The organism is Cellulophaga sp. RHA19, assembly GCF_002813425.1.
Classification (GTDB): domain Bacteria; phylum Bacteroidota; class Bacteroidia; order Flavobacteriales; family Flavobacteriaceae; genus Cellulophaga.
This window is the reverse complement of record NZ_PHUL01000001.1, coordinates 1,320,017-1,337,486: the sequence shown is the minus strand read 5'-3', so window position 1 is coordinate 1,337,486 and position 17,470 is coordinate 1,320,017. Positions and strand designations below refer to the sequence as shown.

Below are 17,470 nucleotides of genomic sequence, written 5' to 3'. Positions count from 1 at the left end.
TAAAATATATGCATAAAAAAAGCCTCATTAAAAAATGAGGCTTTTGCGTATAACGTATTATTTTTATTTTTTATTAGCAGTAGTAATGTACTTCTGTAAAGCCATTGTCATAGATGGCGTTTCTGGTGTTGGCGCAAGTATGTCTATACGTAAACCAGCATCTGTAGCAGCATTAACTGTTGTATTTCCGTAAACAGCTATTTTAGTATCATTTTGTTCAAAATCTGGGAAATTCTTTAATAAAGACTCAATACCAGACGGACTAAAGAACACTAGTATATCGTAATACACATTTCTTAAGTCAGACAAATCACTAATTACTGTTTTATAAAAAATAGCTCTTTTCCATTCTAAACCAAGACCATCCAATGTTTCAGGTACTATTGGCTTTAATACATCTGAAGAAGGTAAAAGAAACTTTTCTGTTTTATACTTTTTTAACAAAGGAGTTAAATCTGCAAACATTCTTTTACCAACATATATCTTACGCTTACGGTAAACTACATATTTTTGAAGATAGTAAGCCACAGCCTCAGACTGGCAAAAGTACTTCATAGAATCTGGCACTTTAAAACGCATTTCTTCTGCAATTCTAAAAAAATGATCTACAGAATTTCTACTCGTAAGAACTATTGCTGTAAAGTTGTTTAAATCTATTTTTTGCTGACGCACTGTTTTTGCATCAACGCCCTCTACATGTATAAACGGTCTAAAATCTACCTTTAACTTCTCCTTTTCAATAAGTCTTGAATAGGGAGAATTCTCCATTTTAGGTTCTGGCTGAGAAACCAAAATCGTTTTTATCTTCATAGACATCAATATTTTAGGTAACTACCTATTATCACAAAAGGTGAAATTTCGAGTGCGCAAAGGTACAAAATAAAATAGAAAAAATTAATTGTTATGAAATTTCGATGAATTCTTAGCAGATTAACCCATCCAATGCACAGTACAACGATAAACAAAACCGCCGCCAAATAAGCAACTAACTCAGAATATGGCGTAATATATGTAAGAAAAATATTAGCCACAAACAACACTAAACCACTGTAATTTTGATAAGAAACTTTATTAAAAACAATGTGTACAATGGCAGATTCGGCGTCAAAAACAAACCCATTTATAAACTGAAGTATCAATTTTAAAGAAATAAATAACGCTAATATTCCAAAAATTAAAAGGTATTTAGTTGGCGTTACTACTTCTCCTATTTTAAAAATAGCAAGTATATAATAAAAAAACAGTGCTACGTTTAACCACAAAAACAAACTCCACAATGCATTAAACCAATTAAATAAAATATGCTTTTTGCTGTGCAAAAAAATATATTTGTTATTGAAAGGTAGTACCACAAAATTTATAAACTTATTGTAAAAAAAGATTTTACTTAAAACCAACACAAAAAGACTAACCACAAATATGGTGGTAACCCAATCTACATTATTAAAAACCCTAGTAATAGATTCCATTATTATTTTTGTCTTCTTTTAAGTGGCACAAAACTACAAATTAATACTTAGACCAACTTTATTTATTAATACGTGTTTAAACACAAAAAAGACGCAATACAGTGGTAAATAAATCATAAAACGTGCTTAAGGTTTTATCACTAAAATTTAAATAGTACTTTTGTAAATTCAATACTAAAAAAAGAATGACAGATAGCTTAGTTATAATTCCTACTTTTAATGAGATAGAAAATATAGAAGCTATTATTAATGCAGTTTTTGCATTAAAAAAGGAATTTCACATTCTTGTTGTAGATGACAACTCGCCAGACGGTACTCCTCAAAAAATAAAAGAATTAATAACACAATTTCCTGGTAAATTATTTTTAGAGGTTCGTAAAGAAAAAGCTGGTTTAGGAACTGCTTACATTCACGGTTTTAAATGGGCAATTGCTAAAAAATACGATTATATTTTTGAGATGGATGCAGATTTTTCTCATTCACCCAAAGACTTAATAAACCTATACAACGCCTGTATTGCTGGCGCAGATTTAGCCATTGGTTCTAGGTATGTAAAAGGTATAAACGTTGTAAATTGGCCTCTTTTTAGAATTTTGCTTTCTTACGGCGCATCGTTTTACGTAAAAATAATAACGGGTATGCGTGTAGACGACCCAACTGCTGGTTTTATATGTTACAAAAGAAAAGTTTTAGAAAATATTAGTTTAGATACAGTACGTTTTATTGGCTATGCTTTTCAAATAGAAATGAAATTTAGAGCACATTTAAAAGGCTTTAAAATACAAGAAGTACCTATTGTTTTTACAGATAGAGTACGCGGAAAATCTAAAATGAGTTCTTCAATTATTGGCGAAGCTGTTTTTGGAGTGATAAAAATGAAATACATAAGCTTGTTTCAAAAAAACAAATTTTAAAATGAAAAAGACACTAATAAAAAACGCTAAAGTTGTAAATGAAGGTACAGTTACTAACTGTGATATTCTTTTAAACGGTAATTATATAGAAAAAATAAGTAGTTCTATTAGTGATGCTAACGCTACTGTTATAGATGCTAAAGGTAATTATGTTTTACCTGGCATTATAGATGACCAAGTACATTTTAGAGAACCAGGACTTACACACAAAGGTAATATTGCTACAGAAAGTAGGGCTGCCGTTGCCGGTGGTGTAACTACCTTTATGGAGCAACCAAACACAAATCCGCAGACAACAACTATAAAAAAATTAGAGGAAAAATTTGCAGTAGCAAAAGAAAGCTCTTATGCTAACTACTCATTTTTATTTGGTGGCACTAATGATAATTTAGAAGAATTAAAAAAACTAGACAAAAATGCTTGCTCTGGTGTAAAACTATTTTTAGGTTCTTCTACAGGTAATATGCTAGTAGATAATGAAGAGGTTATAGAAAAAATATTTAGCAATACAGAAATGGTAATCTCGGCTCATTGTGAAGATGAGACTACTATTCGCAAAAATATGGCCACCTACAAAGAAAAGTACGGAGACAATATTCCTGTAGAATACCACCCAATTATTAGAAGTACAGAGGCGTGTTACTTATCTTCTTCCAAAGCTATTGCATTAGCAGAAAAAACAGGGGCAAGATTACACGTTTTTCACTTATCTACAGGTAAAGAAACTAGCCTTTTTAGAAATGACATACCTTTAAAAGATAAAAAAATTACAGCAGAAGTTTGTGTGCACCATTTATGGTTTTCTGATGAAGATTACAAAGAAAAAGGCACACTTATAAAATGGAATCCTGCTGTTAAAACAGCAGAAGACAGGTCTATGCTTTGGGACGCCCTTTTAGATGACCGCATAGATGTTATTGCTACAGACCACGCACCACATACTTTTGAGGAAAAAGACAACGTTTACACAAAAGCACCATCTGGCGGACCATTGGTACAGCACGTTTTACCTGCTATGCTAGAGAAAGTTTTAGACGGTAGAATTACTATAGAACGTATGGTAGAAAAAATGTGCCACAACCCTGCTATTTTATTTCAGATAGAAAAAAGAGGTTATATTAAAGAAGGATACTTTGCAGATTTAGTTATTGTAGATACCAATACACCTTGGCAAGTAAGCAAATCTAATATTTTGTATAAATGTGGTTGGTCTCCGTTTGAAGATTACACATTTAAATCTAAAATTTCTCATACCTTTGTAAATGGTCATTTAGCATATGAAAATGGCGTTGTTTCAGAAGAGAAAAATGCACATAGACTAACGTTTAACAGATAATTAAACGGTTAACGTTACACCATTAACACAAAAAAGATGAAAAAGTTTTTAACGTTACTTTTTGTAATTGCCACAGTAGCATCTTGTGCAGAGAGTGCTATTGAAAAACCAGATAATCTTATTAGTGAAGAGGAAATGGTAGATATTTTGTATGACTTAGCACTTATTACTGCTGCTAAAAACACCAATTCTAATGTTTTAGTAGAAAACAATGTAAAAACAATGCCATACATCTACAACAAATATAAAATAGATAGTACTCAGTTTGCAGATAGCGATTTATATTACGCGGCTAACCCAACTGTTTATGAAGGATTTTATAAAGATGTACAAAGCAAACTAGATACTATTAAAAAACGACTAGAACGTAAAAGACAGTTTGAAGCAGATAGTATTGCCGCTAGCAGAAAAAAGAATCCAGAAAAGCTTAAAGTTGCTCCTGCAAAAACAGGGAAGAAGTAGTTTTAATAACCTCATCTAAATCTGTATACGTAAAATCTATTGCTGTTGTGATTTTTGTATTTTCATAAATATCTTGACTCTTTAGACCGTGAACTTGCATTTTAGAGAGTTTTCTACCTCTTCTAGTTAACAAATGTGCTAGCCAATCTAATCTATACAAAATATTTAACTGCCATATTTTTAAGGCTTTATTAGGCTCTGGTTTTCCTAATGCAGTTGCTATTTTACCCAACACCTCTTTAAACGTAGCATTTTTGGCTACAGCAATATAACGCTGGTTTTTTAAGTCAGATTTCATTAACCTAATACACATATCTACAACATCACCAACACCAATAAATCCGCTACCATTTGGTGGGTAGTATTTTAATCCGTCTGCTGTTTTACTAAAAAACTGTCCACTACCAGAGTTCCAATATCCAGGTCCTAAAATAACACCCGGATTAACAATAACAGCATCTAACCCCTCTTGTGTGCCACGCCAAACTTCCATTTCTGCCGCATATTTTGTAATTGCATATACATTTACATCTGCTTCATTCCAATCTGTTTCTTCTGTAACAATAGGAGAGTTTTCATTTTTCCCAATAGTAGCAATAGAGCTTACATAAGCTAGCTTTTCTACACTATTTGCTAAGCAAAAATTTACAATATTAGCTGTACCCGTTGCATTTGTTCGTCTTAACCTAAAATAATCATTGGGGTCAAAAGAAATTAAAGCAGCACAATGATACACGTGTGTAACTCCAATAAAGGCATTCTCTAAAGCAGGTATATCTGTAATATCTGCAACAACCCATTTAATTTTAGCATACAACTCATCTGCATTATCTACATAATAAGAAAATACTTTTTTAACCTTATCTAAGTCGCTACTTGGCCTATGTATAGCCTTTACACTATCTTCTGTTTTTAGTAGCTGCAATAAAAGATGCGCACCTACCAATCCTGTGCCTCCTGTTACCAATATCATAGTTCAAATTTAGGAATTTAATTTACCATAGACTACTGCCAAAGCTCTCTATTTCTTTTATATTTGCATCTACTATTACAAAAAATAAAATACAATGGCTTCTAATTTTATCGCAGAATTAAAATGGAGAGGGATGATACACGATGTTATGCCCGACACAGAGGAACACTTACTAGAACAAATGCGTGCTGCTTATGTGGGTATAGACCCAACTGCAGACTCTTTACACATTGGCCACTTGGTTAGTGTAATGATGTTGCGTCATTTTCAACTAGCAGGCCACAAACCTTATGCGTTAATTGGTGGAGCTACAGGTATGATTGGTGATCCGTCTGGTAAATCTGCCGAGCGTAATTTATTAGATGAAAAAACACTTAGACACAACCAAAACGCTATAAAAGACCAGTTATCTCGTTTTTTAGATTTTAAAAGCAACGAAGAAAACGCTGCTGTTTTAGTTAATAATTACGATTGGATGAAAGAGTTTTCTTTTTTAGACTTTATTCGTGATGTTGGTAAGCATATTACCGTTAATTATATGATGGCTAAAGATTCTGTAAAAAAACGCTTAAGTTCTGAAGCCAAAGAAGGAATGTCTTTTACAGAGTTCACATACCAATTAGTACAAGGGTACGATTTTTACCACTTGTTTAAAGAACACAACTGTACATTACAAATGGGTGGTAGTGACCAGTGGGGAAATATTACTACTGGTACAGAAATGATACGTAGAATTGGCAGCGGTAAAGGCTACGCACTTACTTGCCCATTAATAACAAAAGCTGATGGTACTAAGTTTGGAAAAACCGAAGGTGGTAACATTTGGTTAGATGCAGAACGTACTTCTCCTTATAAATTTTACCAATACTGGCTAAACACGTCAGATGAGGATGCAGAAAAATTTATAAAAATCTTTACTTTTTTAACTAAAGAAGAGATTGATGCCTTAATTACAGAACACAAAGAGGCACCACATATGCGTGCTTTACAGAAAAAATTAGCCGAAGAAATTACCATTAGCGTACACTCTAAACAAGATTTAGACAATGCTATAAAAGCAAGTAATATTTTATTTGGAAAATCTACTTCTGAAGATTTAAAAACACTAGACGAAAAAACTTTTTTAGATATTTTTGAAGGTGTACCACAAGCAGAAGTAACTAAAACCGACATTGAAGAAGGCTTAGATATGATTGGTGCTTTAGCTGCTAAAACTCAATTTTTAGACTCTAATGGTGCTGCACGTAGAGAACTTAAACAAAATTCTATTTCTGTAAATAAAGAAAAAGTAAAAGAAGATTACGTTATTACAAGCAAAGACCTAATTAACAATAAGTTTGTTTTATTACAACGTGGTAAAAAGAACTATTTTGTATTGGTTGTAAATTAAATTTTTAAAAATATCCTTATTCAAATTTTGAATGAAGCCAACAATTCCTAATATAATTTTTGTTGTCCTTTTCGCCATTTTAACAATATGGTTGACATTTTTAACAACAAAAGGAGGACTTACAAACAATTCTTATAAAAGGTGGCATAAAAAGCTAACGAGAAGAGGTAAAATTGTTGGTTTTGTTCTATTATTTATGACAGTTTTGTTAGTAGCACAAGAAATAAATAATAAAAACTTAGGCAATAACAAAGATTACATATTAAACAAAGAAAGAAATCAAAGAGATGCAGATATTACTAAAGGGATAAAAGCAGGAGTTGATTCGAGTAGTAATAAATTGTACAATGATATCTCTAAAGCTTTCTCCAATCAAGAATTAAAAATAGATACAATAAACAAGACTATAATTAATCTAAAAAACGCAAATAGGGCAACAAATAACTACGTACTATCAGAAAAGGAGCCTACACTTACAATTAATACTTTTTCAGGAATTAAGATAGAAAAAGATTTTTTTTATTTAGAAATTGAGAGTGAGGGGGCTGGATCAACAAACTATAATATTGACAGTAAACTTCTTATAGAATATAAAAATGGAGAATATCACTTTAAAACTCTACCTTTTTTTTCTAAAGAATCAAAAATTACGACTAAAGCTACAATTAACGCACGAATAATTTCTAACCCTCAAAATATCAAAGAAATTTATTTTTATATGAAAGGAAGTTATTCAAACTTAAGTTTAACTAAAAACTACAATGTAGATTACTTAGTACATTATAATCCTCAAACTAAATTTGCTTTTGGAAAACTAGGTCGTGAAAAAAATAAAATTATAAACATTATGAATTCTTTTCAAAATAAAGATAATTAAACAACAAGCAAACTATTGAGTTTACGTATGTAAAAATATAATTTGGTTTTATTAAAACTAAAACAACAATCTAAAGGCTGGTTTTTACCAGCCTTTTTTTATTCCTTTTTTAAGTTGACAATCCATTTTTGATATTTTAGTTTTTACTTAAATTAAGTTTCATATTCCGCAACCATACATTTACAGACCAAACAGATACTTGGAATATATTATTATGTAATTGGAAATAATGCTAACTTTAGTGCATTAAAAAACTACAGACGCTGACCTAGTCTAAAAATCATCAGAAAGAACCAAAAAAAATGAAAAAGAAGTTCCTTTTTAGCATAAGCATTCTGCTTTGCTCGTTATCAATCTACGCACAAGAAAATAACAAATCGGTTTTAAGCATTAAACAAATTATGCAAGGAGATACCTTTGTTGGCCACTTGCCTTCTGCCCCCAAATGGTCTCAAGACAGTAAAAGCATTTACTTTAATTGGAACACAGAAAATGCATTTAACGACTCATTATACGTATACAATCTAAACACAACAAAAACAGCCAAAGTAGATTTTGAAACCGAATACAACCTACCTTCTTTCCCTACTTTTAATTCTGAACGAACAAAAAAAGTATATGTAAAACGTGGAGACATTTTTTATACTGATGTTGCCACCAACAAAACCATACAAATTACACAGACAGAAGACCGAGAAAGAAATGCTAAATTTATAGAGAACGACAGTAAAATTGCATATCAAAAAGGACAAAATATTTATACTTGGAATACAACAACTGGCGCAACTGTACAAATCACAAATTTTACAGATAAAAAAGATCAAGAAAAACGTTTAAGCGATAAAGACGAGTGGTTACGTAACGACCAACTTGCTCTTTTTAATGTTTTAAAAGAGCGTAAAGCAAAAGTAGATGCTCGTAAAAAGGCAATGAAGCGTTACAAAGAAAAAGAGTTGTTTTCTATATACACAGAAGGCAAATCTATTAGTAGTCAAAGTATTAGTACAGATGGTAGTTATGTAACCTATATTGCTGCTACTTATGCAAATAACAAGCGCACTACAATGCCACACTTTGTAACAGAATCTGGTTATGTAGAAAATGAAAATACTCGCTCTAAGGTTGGCGACAAGCCAAGCAGCTACGAGCTTCATATTTACGATATTAAAAACAAAAAAACGTATCCTGTATCTTTAGATAATTTAGAAGGTTTAGACTATGTACCAGAGTATACTAAAGATTACCCAAACAAAGCCTATAAAAACGACAACAGAATTGGCTACATAGTTGGTCCTATTTGGAGTGCAGATGGCAAAAAAGCCGTTTTAGACATTAGCTCTAACGATTATAAAGACCGTTGGATAGTTCTTTTAAACCTTGCTGATGGTTCTGTTACAAATTTAGACCACCAGCACGATAAAGCTTGGATTGCCGGCCCAGGAATTGGTTGGGGTAATTTAGGTTGGTTACCAGATGACAATAGTATTTGGTACCAGTCTGAAAAAACTGGTTATTCTCATTTATACAGTACTAATGTTTTAACCAAAAAAACAAAAGCACTTACCTCTGGTAATTTTGAAATTTATGAACCAACCATATCTATAGACAAAAAACGTTGGTATTTTACGGCTAATAAAAATCATCCTGGAGACAGACAATTTTATACAATGCCTTTAAAAGGTGGTAAATTAACTCAGTTAACTACAATGGTTGGTAATAACGAGGTTACTTTATCTCCAGATGAGCGCCAAATGGCTATTTTATACTCATACAGCAATAAACCAACAGAATTATATTTACAGCCTAACCCAATAAAAAATAGAGCTAAAACAGCTCCAAAACAAATAACAAACTCACTTACCCCTAACTTTAAAAAATACAACTGGAAAGATCCTGAAGTAATTACTTTTAATGCAGAAGATGGTGCAGAGGTTTACGCAAGGTTATATCAACCTAAAACAACAACAAAAAATAAAGCTGCCATAATTTTTGTACACGGAGCTGGTTATTTACAAAATGCTCATAAATGGTGGAGCTCTTACTACAGAGAGTATATGTTTCATAACCTATTGGTAGATAATGGGTATACTGTTTTAGATATAGACTATAGAGGTAGCGCTGGTTATGGCAGCAAATGGCGCACAGGCATTTATCGTCATATGGGGGGCAAAGATCTATCGGACCAAGTGGATGGCGCAAAATTACTTGTAGAAAAATACGGGATTGACAAAGATAAAGTTGGAATCTACGGTGGTTCTTATGGTGGCTTTATTACGCTAATGGGAATGTTTAATGCTCCAGACACTTTTAAAGCTGGTGCTGCAATACGTTCGGTTGGTGATTGGGCTGCTTACAACCACGGTTATACTGCACGTATTTTAAATACCCCTGTTACAGATAGCATTGCTTACAGAAGAAGTTCTCCTATTTATTTTGCAGATGGTTTAAAAGGAGACTTATTAATTCTACACGGTATGGTAGATGACAATGTGCACTTTCAAGATATGGTACGTTTATCTCAGCGCTTAATAGAGTTAGAAAAAAAGAATTGGGAAATGGCTGTATATCCTGTAGAGCGTCACGGTTTTGTAGAGCCTAGTAGCTGGACAGATGAATATACACGTATTTTTAATTTGTTTAATGAGAGTCTTTTAAACATTACCACTAAAGAATAACACTTATGAAAAATAAAATAGTAGCCTTATTTGCTGTAATAGCATTAGGATCTTGTAGCAAACCACCTGAAAAACCTAAAATGAATGCTTTAGCAGAAGATTATGTAAAACTGGTTTTAGAAGTAGGACAATATAATAGTGATTTTGTTGATGCTTATTACGGTCCAGAAGAATGGAAACCAACCTCAGCTAAATTAGATACTATACCAGCTTCAGATTTTATTGCCAGAGCCAACACATTAATAGAAAACGCTAATTTGGTAGATACAACTGCTTTTTCTAGTATTGAAGCTGCAAGACATACGATGTTTAAAAAGCAACTAATTGCTGTAAAAACTAAGCTAGAGATGCTGGCAGGCAAAACCTATAGTTTTGATGAAGAAGCTAAACTTTTGTATGATGCAGAACCACCGCATTTTACAGAAGAACACTTTAACAAACTTATTGCCGCACTTGAAGAAGAGTTGCCTGGGGATGAAGATTTAGCCACAAGATATACTGCTTTTGAACAACAATTTACAATACCAAAAGATAAGTTAGATACTGTTTTTAGAGTAGCGATAACAGAAGCAAGAAAAAGAACAAACCACCATTTTAAATTACCGCAGAATGAAGATTTTGTTTTAGAATATGTAAACGATAAAAGCTGGTCTGGTTACAATTATTACCAAGGAAAAAGTAAAAGTTTAATACAGATAAATACAGATTTTCCAATTTTTATTCAGCGTGCAATAGACTTAGCTTGCCACGAGGGTTACCCTGGTCACCACGTATTTAATGCGCTATTAGAACAAAATTTAGTTGATGCCAAAGGATGGAAAGAATTTTCAGTATATCCATTATTTTCTCCGCAGTCTTTAATAGCAGAAGGTAGTGCAAACTATGGTATAGACGTAGCTTTCCCAGGTGATGAGCGTGTTGCTTTTGAAAAAGAAGTTCTATTCCCTATTGCAGGTTTAGATGCTAGCAAGGCCGATAAATACTATAAAATTCTAGGGCTAATTGGCAAATTAAATTACGCAGGTAATGAAGCTGCAAGAAAATATTTAAACGGAGAAATCTCTAGAGAAGAAGCTGCTAAATGGCTAGAAAAATATTTATTTTACGCGCCAGACAGAGCATTGCAACGCACACGTTTTATAGACCAATACCGTAGCTATGTTATAAACTATAATTTAGGTAAAGACCTAGTTGCAGACTATGTAAAAGCTAAAGGTGGTACTGTAGACCAACCAGAAAAACGCTGGGCAGTTTTTAAAGAGTTGTTAAGTAACCCACATACAGCAAGTAGTTTAAAGTAGTTGACATTTTAGTTAAAATATCTCTAGACAATTAGCTTATTAAACAAATAAAAAATGCGAATCCCAGAACATCGGGATTCGCAAATAGATCATATTTTTATCAATTTTTAAAATATTGATTTGATTTCCTTTGCCCACTGCTCAATAATTTCAGCATCTACTCTATCCGCTTGGTCAAAAAATAAATGGTGTTTAACCTCTAAACCACAATAGGTATAAATTCCCTTATCCGACGTAAGCTTAAGAGCTCTATCCATTCCTATATCGTTATATTCTTGTCGTGATTTTCCGTGTGTATTAATAATTATGGCTTGCTTACCCGCAAGTAAACCTTTTTGAATTCCTTTATCATACTTATAGGCGAAACCATAGCTAAAAACACGGTCAATGTAACCTTTCATAATAGCGGGTAAACCAGTCCACCAAATTGGATAGATGAAAGTAATACTATCTGCCCAAGCAATGTAATTTTGCTCTGCTTTTACATCCTCATAAACTTTTCCTTTTCTTTGTCCTTCTATATCTTCTAAAGAAAGTACAGGGTTAAAATTAAGTTGATACAAATTCCTAACTTTTATTTCGTGTCTTTGCTGGTTGAGTTTATCAAAAACTATTTTTTTTAGGTATCCATTCAAACTTTGTTCATTTGGATGAGCGTAAATGATTAAATGTTTCATTTTTCTACTTTTTTAAAATGCTTTAGAGCAAAAGTAGAATGTTGCTTTCTATTAAAATTGTAAGAAAACGAAAATCAGTTTACTGGATTACATATATCTTGTTGAAATTTTAGATATTCTGTGGGACTAATATTAATGTAATATTTAAAGTCGTTAATTAGTTGACTTTGGTCATAGTAACCACAATCATTTATAATAGTAAACCAATCTTCTTTTGAAATCTTTGAAGCACTCTTCCCAATGTATTCAATCGCCTTTAAAAAACGTTGGTAACGGTTAATTTCTTTAGCAGAATACCCAAAGTACTTTTTTTGTTTAATTTGAATATTTCTTTCTGTTTGGTTATTCTGGCTAGCAACAGACTTAATGGGGTTTAAATTTTTTTTAGTGAATTTTAATAATTGTTCAGCAACTTTATCACGCTCCTTTATATAAAGTGAGCAAAATTCAAGAATGTAATTTACTTGCTGATTTACATCAACAATTTTATTTAGTTTATACCACATTGCAGTAAAGCAATTTTCATTTAATAATTCATCTGGGTTAACAGGTAAGTTTTTAGCAAGTAAAGAATTTCCAAAAAAACGATAAAACGCATCGTCTTTGAAATTAGCAACCAAAATTTTTGTGTTTGGAGGTAAAGAATAATCAAATGCCTTCCGTATTGTTCCCAAAACAATACACTTCTCTATTTCTATATGTGAATTGTTTTTAGAATTAAGTATTGCACTTGCACCAAAATTGAAAATTAAAATAGTTTGGTATGATGGTAATAAGGTTTTTGTTATGGTTTTATTAGATTTATTTTCGGCAAAATAGAAATGAGAAAATATTTCTTTATAATCTGCTGGAACAGCTATTCTGAAACTATCATATTTTTCACCGTTTTGTTCCATTGGTTTTTCTATCGTCTTATTACTAACTACTCAATATACTCCATAAAATCATCCCTATCTATTTCTCTGGCGCCTAAACTCTCTAGGTGTTGGGTGTAGACTTGGCAATCTATAAGTTTGTAATTGTTAGCTTGCATTTCTTGTACCATTGTTATAAAACCATATTTAGATGCATTGCTAACATCACTAAACATACTTTCTCCACAAAACACGGTACCTAAATCTATGCCGTACAAACCACCTACCAGTTGGTTGTTTAACCAAACCTCATAAGAGTGTGCAAAGCCTTTTTTATGCAATTCTATATATGCGTTTTGCATATTTTGAGTAATCCACGTGCCTGGCTGCCCGTCTCTTGGTACAGTAGCACAACGGTGAATTACTTCTTTAAAATTTTTATTTTTTGTAACAGTAAAAGCCTCATCGCGTAAAAGCTTACGCATACTTTTAGAAACTTTTAATTCTTGCGGAAACAATACCATTCTTGGATCTGGACTCCACCAAAGTGGCAATCTATCATCATCAAACCAAGGAAAAATTCCGCTTTTATAGGCAAGTTGTAATCGTTCTACAGATAAATCTCCTCCAGCCGCTAACAAACCTTCTTCATTAGCTGTATGTACTGGAGGAAACTCTAACTTATCTGTTAAATAATATATAGGATTCACCATTTAACCTAGAAAGGCAAATCGTCGTGATCTTCTTCATTTAAATTATCAGCTGGCTCAAAAGCTTGTGCTGGTGCTACTGGAGGTATTCCTGCTCCACCTTCTGGTGCTGCTCCTTGTAGGTTTTCAATTCTCCAACCTTGTATAGAGTTAAAGTATTTTGTTTCTCCTTGTGGGTTAACCCATTCTCTACCTCTTAAGTTAATGCTAATTTTTACTGGTTGCCCAACACTATATCCGTTTAATAAATCGCATTTATCCTGAACAAACTCTACCATTATATGTTGTGGATATTGCTCCTCTGTTGTAACAACTACTTCTCTTTTTCTAAATCCGTTACTTCCAAAAGTCTGAGTTTCCCCAACCATTTTTACTTTTCCTTGTACTTCCATCTTAAATTAGTTTCTTATGCGTGTTTATTAATTTAGTTCTTACTCTATAATATCTATACCAGCTATTAAAAGCTTTAATGCTCCTACTACATCTTCATTAAAAATAAACTCTTTAGCTTTTAACTGTAGTTGCATACTGTCATTAGTTGCCAATACTGCTTGGGCCTCTTCATTATTTTCTACAAATTGTGTTACACTCTCTACAGATGGCAACTCTTCTATATTTCCTAAAAAACCTAAATCGTTACCAGACAACAACTTACTGTTTTTTATTTTAGCAGGCAAACTATCTATACCAATACCTAGTGTAGATAATGGTTTTGGAACTTCAAACATACCTTGGTTTGCCCTACTATACCAATTACCTCCCATACGTGCCACAAGATCTATTTTATGCTGATCTATAACTCCGTTTTCATCTAAAACAGCTGTATCTACGTGTATTTTTACAACCTCACAAAAAACTAGGTTTCCGGCACCACCTTCATCACCCAAAGCCTCTACTTTTGTAACTTTGCACTCAAACTGAACAGGAGATTCTGCTACTCTTGCAGGTGTAACCACATCAGACTTTAACATTGTTAAACCTGCCTTTTTAAACTCATTTACACCAGCAGCATACTCTGTACTAGACAAAGACATTTGCTGCACTATTGGGTAATTTACAATATTTACAACAACTTCTTTGGTCTCTAATACGTTTTCTAGCGTGTGCTTTGTTGTATTGTTTCTTACACGCCTAGCAGGCGAAAATATAAGAATTGGCGGATTTGCACTAAATACATTAAAAAAACTAAACGGAGATAAATTAGGATTACCATCTTTATCTACTGTACTAGCAAATGCTATAGGTCTAGGACCAACTGCCCTCAAAAGATAACCATGCAATTTTGCTGTGGTTACCTCGTTTGGAACTATAGATATTGTTTTTTTCATAGAATGCAAAGGTACATAATTTGTACGCTATTTAAAACAAGATGCGGAGATAGAAATACCAAATGTGCATTAAATTACGTTATCTTTAAACCCTATAATTGGCTAGATGAATTTTAACCCAAAAAACAAAACTATAAACATTTCCTTAATGATTGGGGCTTTCTTTATTGTAAGCCTTATTTTATGGAATACAAATAGTTTTTTTGAACAATTTAAAAAAGAAGAACGCCATAAAATGGAGATTTGGGCTACGGCACAAACAGAGTTTCGTAATTCTTCGCAAACTGAAGACTTAGGTGATTTACACTTAAAAATTTTTCAGAATAATACTTCTACACCAATGATTCTGGTGAATAAAAACGGTACACTCAATGCTAAAAACATAGAAAGTAAAAAAACAAAAGATACTACATTCATCAAACAAAAAATAGAAGATTTTAAAAAAGAAAATACGCCTATTTTAATGACGCATAAAGGAGAGTTAATTGCTACTTTATATTACGGTAACTCTGAGGTTTTAAACAATTTAAAATATTACCCTTTAGCGCTACTTTTAATCATATTTTTATTTGGCGCCGTAATTTTCTTTTTCTTTAAAACAAACAAAGCGTCTGAACAGAGTAAACTTTGGGCTGGTATGGCCAAAGAAACAGCACACCAAATTGGCACTCCGCTTACCTCTCTTTTAGGATGGAATGAACTTTTAAAAGATGAAAATATAAATCCAGAAATATCTGTAGAAATAGAAAAAGATATCTCTAGATTACAAACTATAACAGACAGGTTTTCTAACATAGGATCATTGCCTAAGCTTGAAGAAAAAGATATTGTTGCCGAGACAAAAAGTGCTTTTGACTATTTAAAACGAAGAAGCTCTAAACTTATACAATTTTCTTTTGACAGTAAGGTTGATGAACTACCTGTTATGCTAAACAAACCTTTATTTAACTGGACCATTGAAAATCTTGTGAAAAATGGAATTGACGCTATGCGAGGCAAAGGACATATTGCTATAGAAATTATCCCTGCCGGAAGTATTGTTAATATTTTAGTGTCTGACACTGGACACGGAATACCCAAAGGAAACTATGCTTCAATTTTTAATCCAGGGCACACATCTAAGCGTCGTGGCTGGGGTTTAGGACTGTCTTTGGTTAAAAGAATTGTAGAAGAATACCATAACGGAAAAGTAAAAGTATTATCTTCGAGCAAAGATGGCACTGTGATGCAGATTTCGTTAAAAACAAAAGTTTAACTATGTCTAAGGAGAAATTAGTAGTACTTAAAGAGGCTAATATAAAAAATAACTGCCCGGAATGTTTTCATAACGAGCTAACAGTTACGTTTTATCAAAAGCAAAAATTTGGGAAATTTATACACAAAACCACCAATGAGGTTACTAATGATATCAAATGCCAAAGATGCCACTCTACTATATATCCTGTAAACTGGACAGACGATATAGAGCGCTCTTTTAACTATTACCAAAAATTAGCTATACCACAAAAAACAAGTGTAAAATTCACCTCTTTATTTTACATTGTTATGCTTATACTAACAGCTGTAGTAGCTGCAGCGGTGTATGTTTTTACACAGAAAATTATTGAATTTTAACAGCTATTGCTGCAGCTAGTAATTTAAACTCTTCTTTAGTAACTTCCTCCTTCTTTTTAAAGGAAGCATCTGCCATAGAATTTAATGGTATTAAATGCACGTGCACATGAGGCACTTCTAAACCTATTACAGACATACCAACACGGTTACAAGGAATAACAGCTTCTATAGCTTTACCTACTTTTCTAGAAAAAGCCATTAAACCCATATAGGTTTCTTCATCTAAATCTAGAATTTTATCTACCTCTAGCTTAGGCACACAAAGTGTATGCCCTTTTGCATTTGGACTAATATCTAAAAAAGCAAAATAATTAGCATCCTCTGCTACTTTATAGCAAGGTATTTCGCCATTTATTATTTTGGTAAAAATAGATGCCATTACGCTCTGGTTATTTCTAAAATTGTAAGTTTAATTTTTCCGTTTGGCACAGCAATTTCTGCCTCATCACCAACACTTTTACCTAGCAAACCTTTACCTATTGGAGAGTTTACAGATATTTTTCCTGTTTTTAAATCGGCCTCACTTTCTGCAACTAAAGTATATTTCATTTCCATACCGTTAGATTGATTTTTCAATTTAACCGTAGATAAAACTAACACCTTAGATGTATCTAACTGAGACTCATCAATAATTCTGGCTCCAGAAACAATTTCTTCTAACTTAGAAATTTTAAGCTCTAACAATCCTTGTGCTTCTTTAGCTGCATCATACTCAGCATTTTCAGATAAATCTCCTTTATCTCTTGCTTCTGCAATTGCCTGTGACGCTTTTGGGCGCTCTATATCTTTAAGCTGATTAAGCTCGTCTTTTAACTTTTTTAAACCTTCTGCGGTATAATAAGATACGTTACTCATAACATTATCGTTTTATAAATAAGAAAATCCTCTTA

Annotated in this window: 19 protein-coding genes; 9 read left to right on the top strand and 10 right to left on the bottom strand. The window is 32.6% G+C overall.

Annotated features, from left to right (window positions below; genetic code table 11):
- Positions 1 to 63: 63 nt before the first annotated feature.
- Positions 64 to 810 carry a uroporphyrinogen-III synthase gene (locus tag AX016_RS05835; protein ID WP_100896810.1) on the bottom strand — a complete coding sequence of 249 codons (747 nt, stop codon included), beginning with the start codon at positions 808 to 810 and terminating at the stop codon, positions 64 to 66.
- A gap of 5 nt (positions 811 to 815) precedes the next feature.
- Positions 816 to 1,469 carry a DUF4271 domain-containing protein gene (locus tag AX016_RS05830; RefSeq protein ID WP_100894720.1) on the bottom strand — a complete coding sequence of 218 codons (654 nt, stop codon included), beginning with the start codon at positions 1,467 to 1,469 and terminating at the stop codon, positions 816 to 818.
- A gap of 185 nt (positions 1,470 to 1,654) precedes the next feature.
- On the opposite strand from AX016_RS05830, the gene AX016_RS05825 reads away from it, so the two are divergent.
- Genes AX016_RS05825 through AX016_RS05815 form a run of 3 tightly spaced genes read left to right on the top strand, consistent with a single transcriptional unit; the run spans position 1,655 to position 4,181 of the window.
- On the top strand, positions 1,655 to 2,383 hold the full coding sequence (locus AX016_RS05825; protein ID WP_100894719.1) for a polyprenol monophosphomannose synthase: 729 nt from the start codon (positions 1,655 to 1,657) through the stop codon (positions 2,381 to 2,383).
- A 1-nt stretch (position 2,384) separates the two neighbouring features.
- A complete protein-coding gene (locus AX016_RS05820) occupies positions 2,385 to 3,719 on the top strand; it encodes a dihydroorotase (RefSeq protein ID WP_100894718.1) in 1,335 nt (444 codons plus the stop codon).
- A gap of 36 nt (positions 3,720 to 3,755) precedes the next feature.
- The gene (locus AX016_RS05815) at positions 3,756 to 4,181 is read left to right on the top strand and encodes a DUF4296 domain-containing protein (protein ID WP_100894717.1); all 426 of its coding nucleotides are present in this window, start codon (positions 3,756 to 3,758) and stop codon (positions 4,179 to 4,181) included.
- Here the strand turns inward: AX016_RS05815 and AX016_RS05810 are convergent.
- The gene (locus AX016_RS05810; RefSeq protein WP_100894716.1) at positions 4,147 to 5,154 is read right to left on the bottom strand and encodes an NAD-dependent epimerase/dehydratase family protein; all 1,008 of its coding nucleotides are present in this window, start codon (positions 5,152 to 5,154) and stop codon (positions 4,147 to 4,149) included. The two genes, AX016_RS05815 and AX016_RS05810, sit on opposite strands and share 35 nt — an antisense overlap.
- A gap of 94 nt (positions 5,155 to 5,248) precedes the next feature.
- On the opposite strand from AX016_RS05810, the gene tyrS reads away from it, so the two are divergent.
- The 4 genes from tyrS (at position 5,249) to AX016_RS05790 (ending at position 11,397) form a co-directional block, all read left to right on the top strand.
- On the top strand, positions 5,249 to 6,544 hold the full coding sequence (gene tyrS, locus AX016_RS05805; RefSeq protein WP_100894715.1) for a tyrosine--tRNA ligase: 1,296 nt from the start codon (positions 5,249 to 5,251) through the stop codon (positions 6,542 to 6,544).
- A 31-nt stretch (positions 6,545 to 6,575) separates the two neighbouring features.
- A complete protein-coding gene (locus AX016_RS05800) occupies positions 6,576 to 7,421 on the top strand; it encodes a hypothetical protein (protein ID WP_157811090.1) in 846 nt (281 codons plus the stop codon).
- Positions 7,422 to 7,723: 302 nt separating this feature from the next.
- Positions 7,724 to 10,096 (top strand): prolyl oligopeptidase family serine peptidase, encoded by a 2,373-nt coding sequence (locus AX016_RS05795; protein WP_100894713.1) that lies wholly within the window; start codon positions 7,724 to 7,726, stop codon positions 10,094 to 10,096.
- A 5-nt stretch (positions 10,097 to 10,101) separates the two neighbouring features.
- Positions 10,102 to 11,397, top strand: a complete 1,296-nt coding sequence (locus tag AX016_RS05790; RefSeq protein WP_100894712.1) for a hypothetical protein — start codon at positions 10,102 to 10,104, stop codon at positions 11,395 to 11,397.
- A 107-nt stretch (positions 11,398 to 11,504) separates the two neighbouring features.
- On the opposite strand, the gene AX016_RS05785 is transcribed toward AX016_RS05790, so the two are convergent.
- The 5 genes from AX016_RS05785 to AX016_RS05765 form a co-directional block, all read right to left on the bottom strand.
- Positions 11,505 to 12,074 (bottom strand): NAD(P)H-dependent oxidoreductase, encoded by a 570-nt coding sequence (locus tag AX016_RS05785; protein WP_100894711.1) that lies wholly within the window; start codon positions 12,072 to 12,074, stop codon positions 11,505 to 11,507.
- Between the two features lie 74 nt (positions 12,075 to 12,148).
- A complete protein-coding gene (locus AX016_RS05780) occupies positions 12,149 to 12,970 on the bottom strand; it encodes a helix-turn-helix domain-containing protein (protein WP_100894710.1) in 822 nt (273 codons plus the stop codon).
- Positions 12,971 to 12,996: 26 nt separating this feature from the next.
- The gene (gene aat, locus AX016_RS05775) at positions 12,997 to 13,641 is read right to left on the bottom strand and encodes a leucyl/phenylalanyl-tRNA--protein transferase (RefSeq protein ID WP_100894709.1); all 645 of its coding nucleotides are present in this window, start codon (positions 13,639 to 13,641) and stop codon (positions 12,997 to 12,999) included.
- A 5-nt stretch (positions 13,642 to 13,646) separates the two neighbouring features.
- A complete protein-coding gene (locus AX016_RS05770) occupies positions 13,647 to 14,030 on the bottom strand; it encodes a DUF3127 domain-containing protein (protein WP_100894708.1) in 384 nt (127 codons plus the stop codon).
- A 39-nt stretch (positions 14,031 to 14,069) separates the two neighbouring features.
- Positions 14,070 to 14,966: a flavin reductase family protein gene (locus tag AX016_RS05765; RefSeq protein ID WP_100894707.1), complete on the bottom strand. Its 897-nt coding sequence runs from the start codon at positions 14,964 to 14,966 to the stop codon at positions 14,070 to 14,072.
- A gap of 106 nt (positions 14,967 to 15,072) precedes the next feature.
- Between AX016_RS05765 and AX016_RS05760 the strand changes: the two genes are divergently transcribed.
- Both AX016_RS05760 and AX016_RS05755 read left to right on the top strand, forming a co-directional pair.
- Positions 15,073 to 16,221 carry a sensor histidine kinase gene (locus tag AX016_RS05760; RefSeq protein ID WP_100894706.1) on the top strand — a complete coding sequence of 383 codons (1,149 nt, stop codon included), beginning with the start codon at positions 15,073 to 15,075 and terminating at the stop codon, positions 16,219 to 16,221.
- A 2-nt stretch (positions 16,222 to 16,223) separates the two neighbouring features.
- On the top strand, positions 16,224 to 16,580 hold the full coding sequence (locus AX016_RS05755; RefSeq protein WP_100894705.1) for a hypothetical protein: 357 nt from the start codon (positions 16,224 to 16,226) through the stop codon (positions 16,578 to 16,580).
- Here AX016_RS05755 and AX016_RS05750 read toward each other — a convergent pair.
- Together AX016_RS05750 and greA are read right to left on the bottom strand one after the other, a co-directional pair.
- The gene (locus tag AX016_RS05750; protein ID WP_100894704.1) at positions 16,567 to 16,959 is read right to left on the bottom strand and encodes an HIT family protein; all 393 of its coding nucleotides are present in this window, start codon (positions 16,957 to 16,959) and stop codon (positions 16,567 to 16,569) included. The two genes, AX016_RS05755 and AX016_RS05750, sit on opposite strands and share 14 nt — an antisense overlap.
- On the bottom strand, positions 16,959 to 17,435 hold the full coding sequence (gene greA, locus AX016_RS05745) for a transcription elongation factor GreA (protein WP_100894703.1): 477 nt from the start codon (positions 17,433 to 17,435) through the stop codon (positions 16,959 to 16,961). The genes AX016_RS05750 and greA overlap by 1 nt, the downstream gene beginning before the upstream one ends.
- Positions 17,436 to 17,470 lie beyond the last annotated feature (35 nt).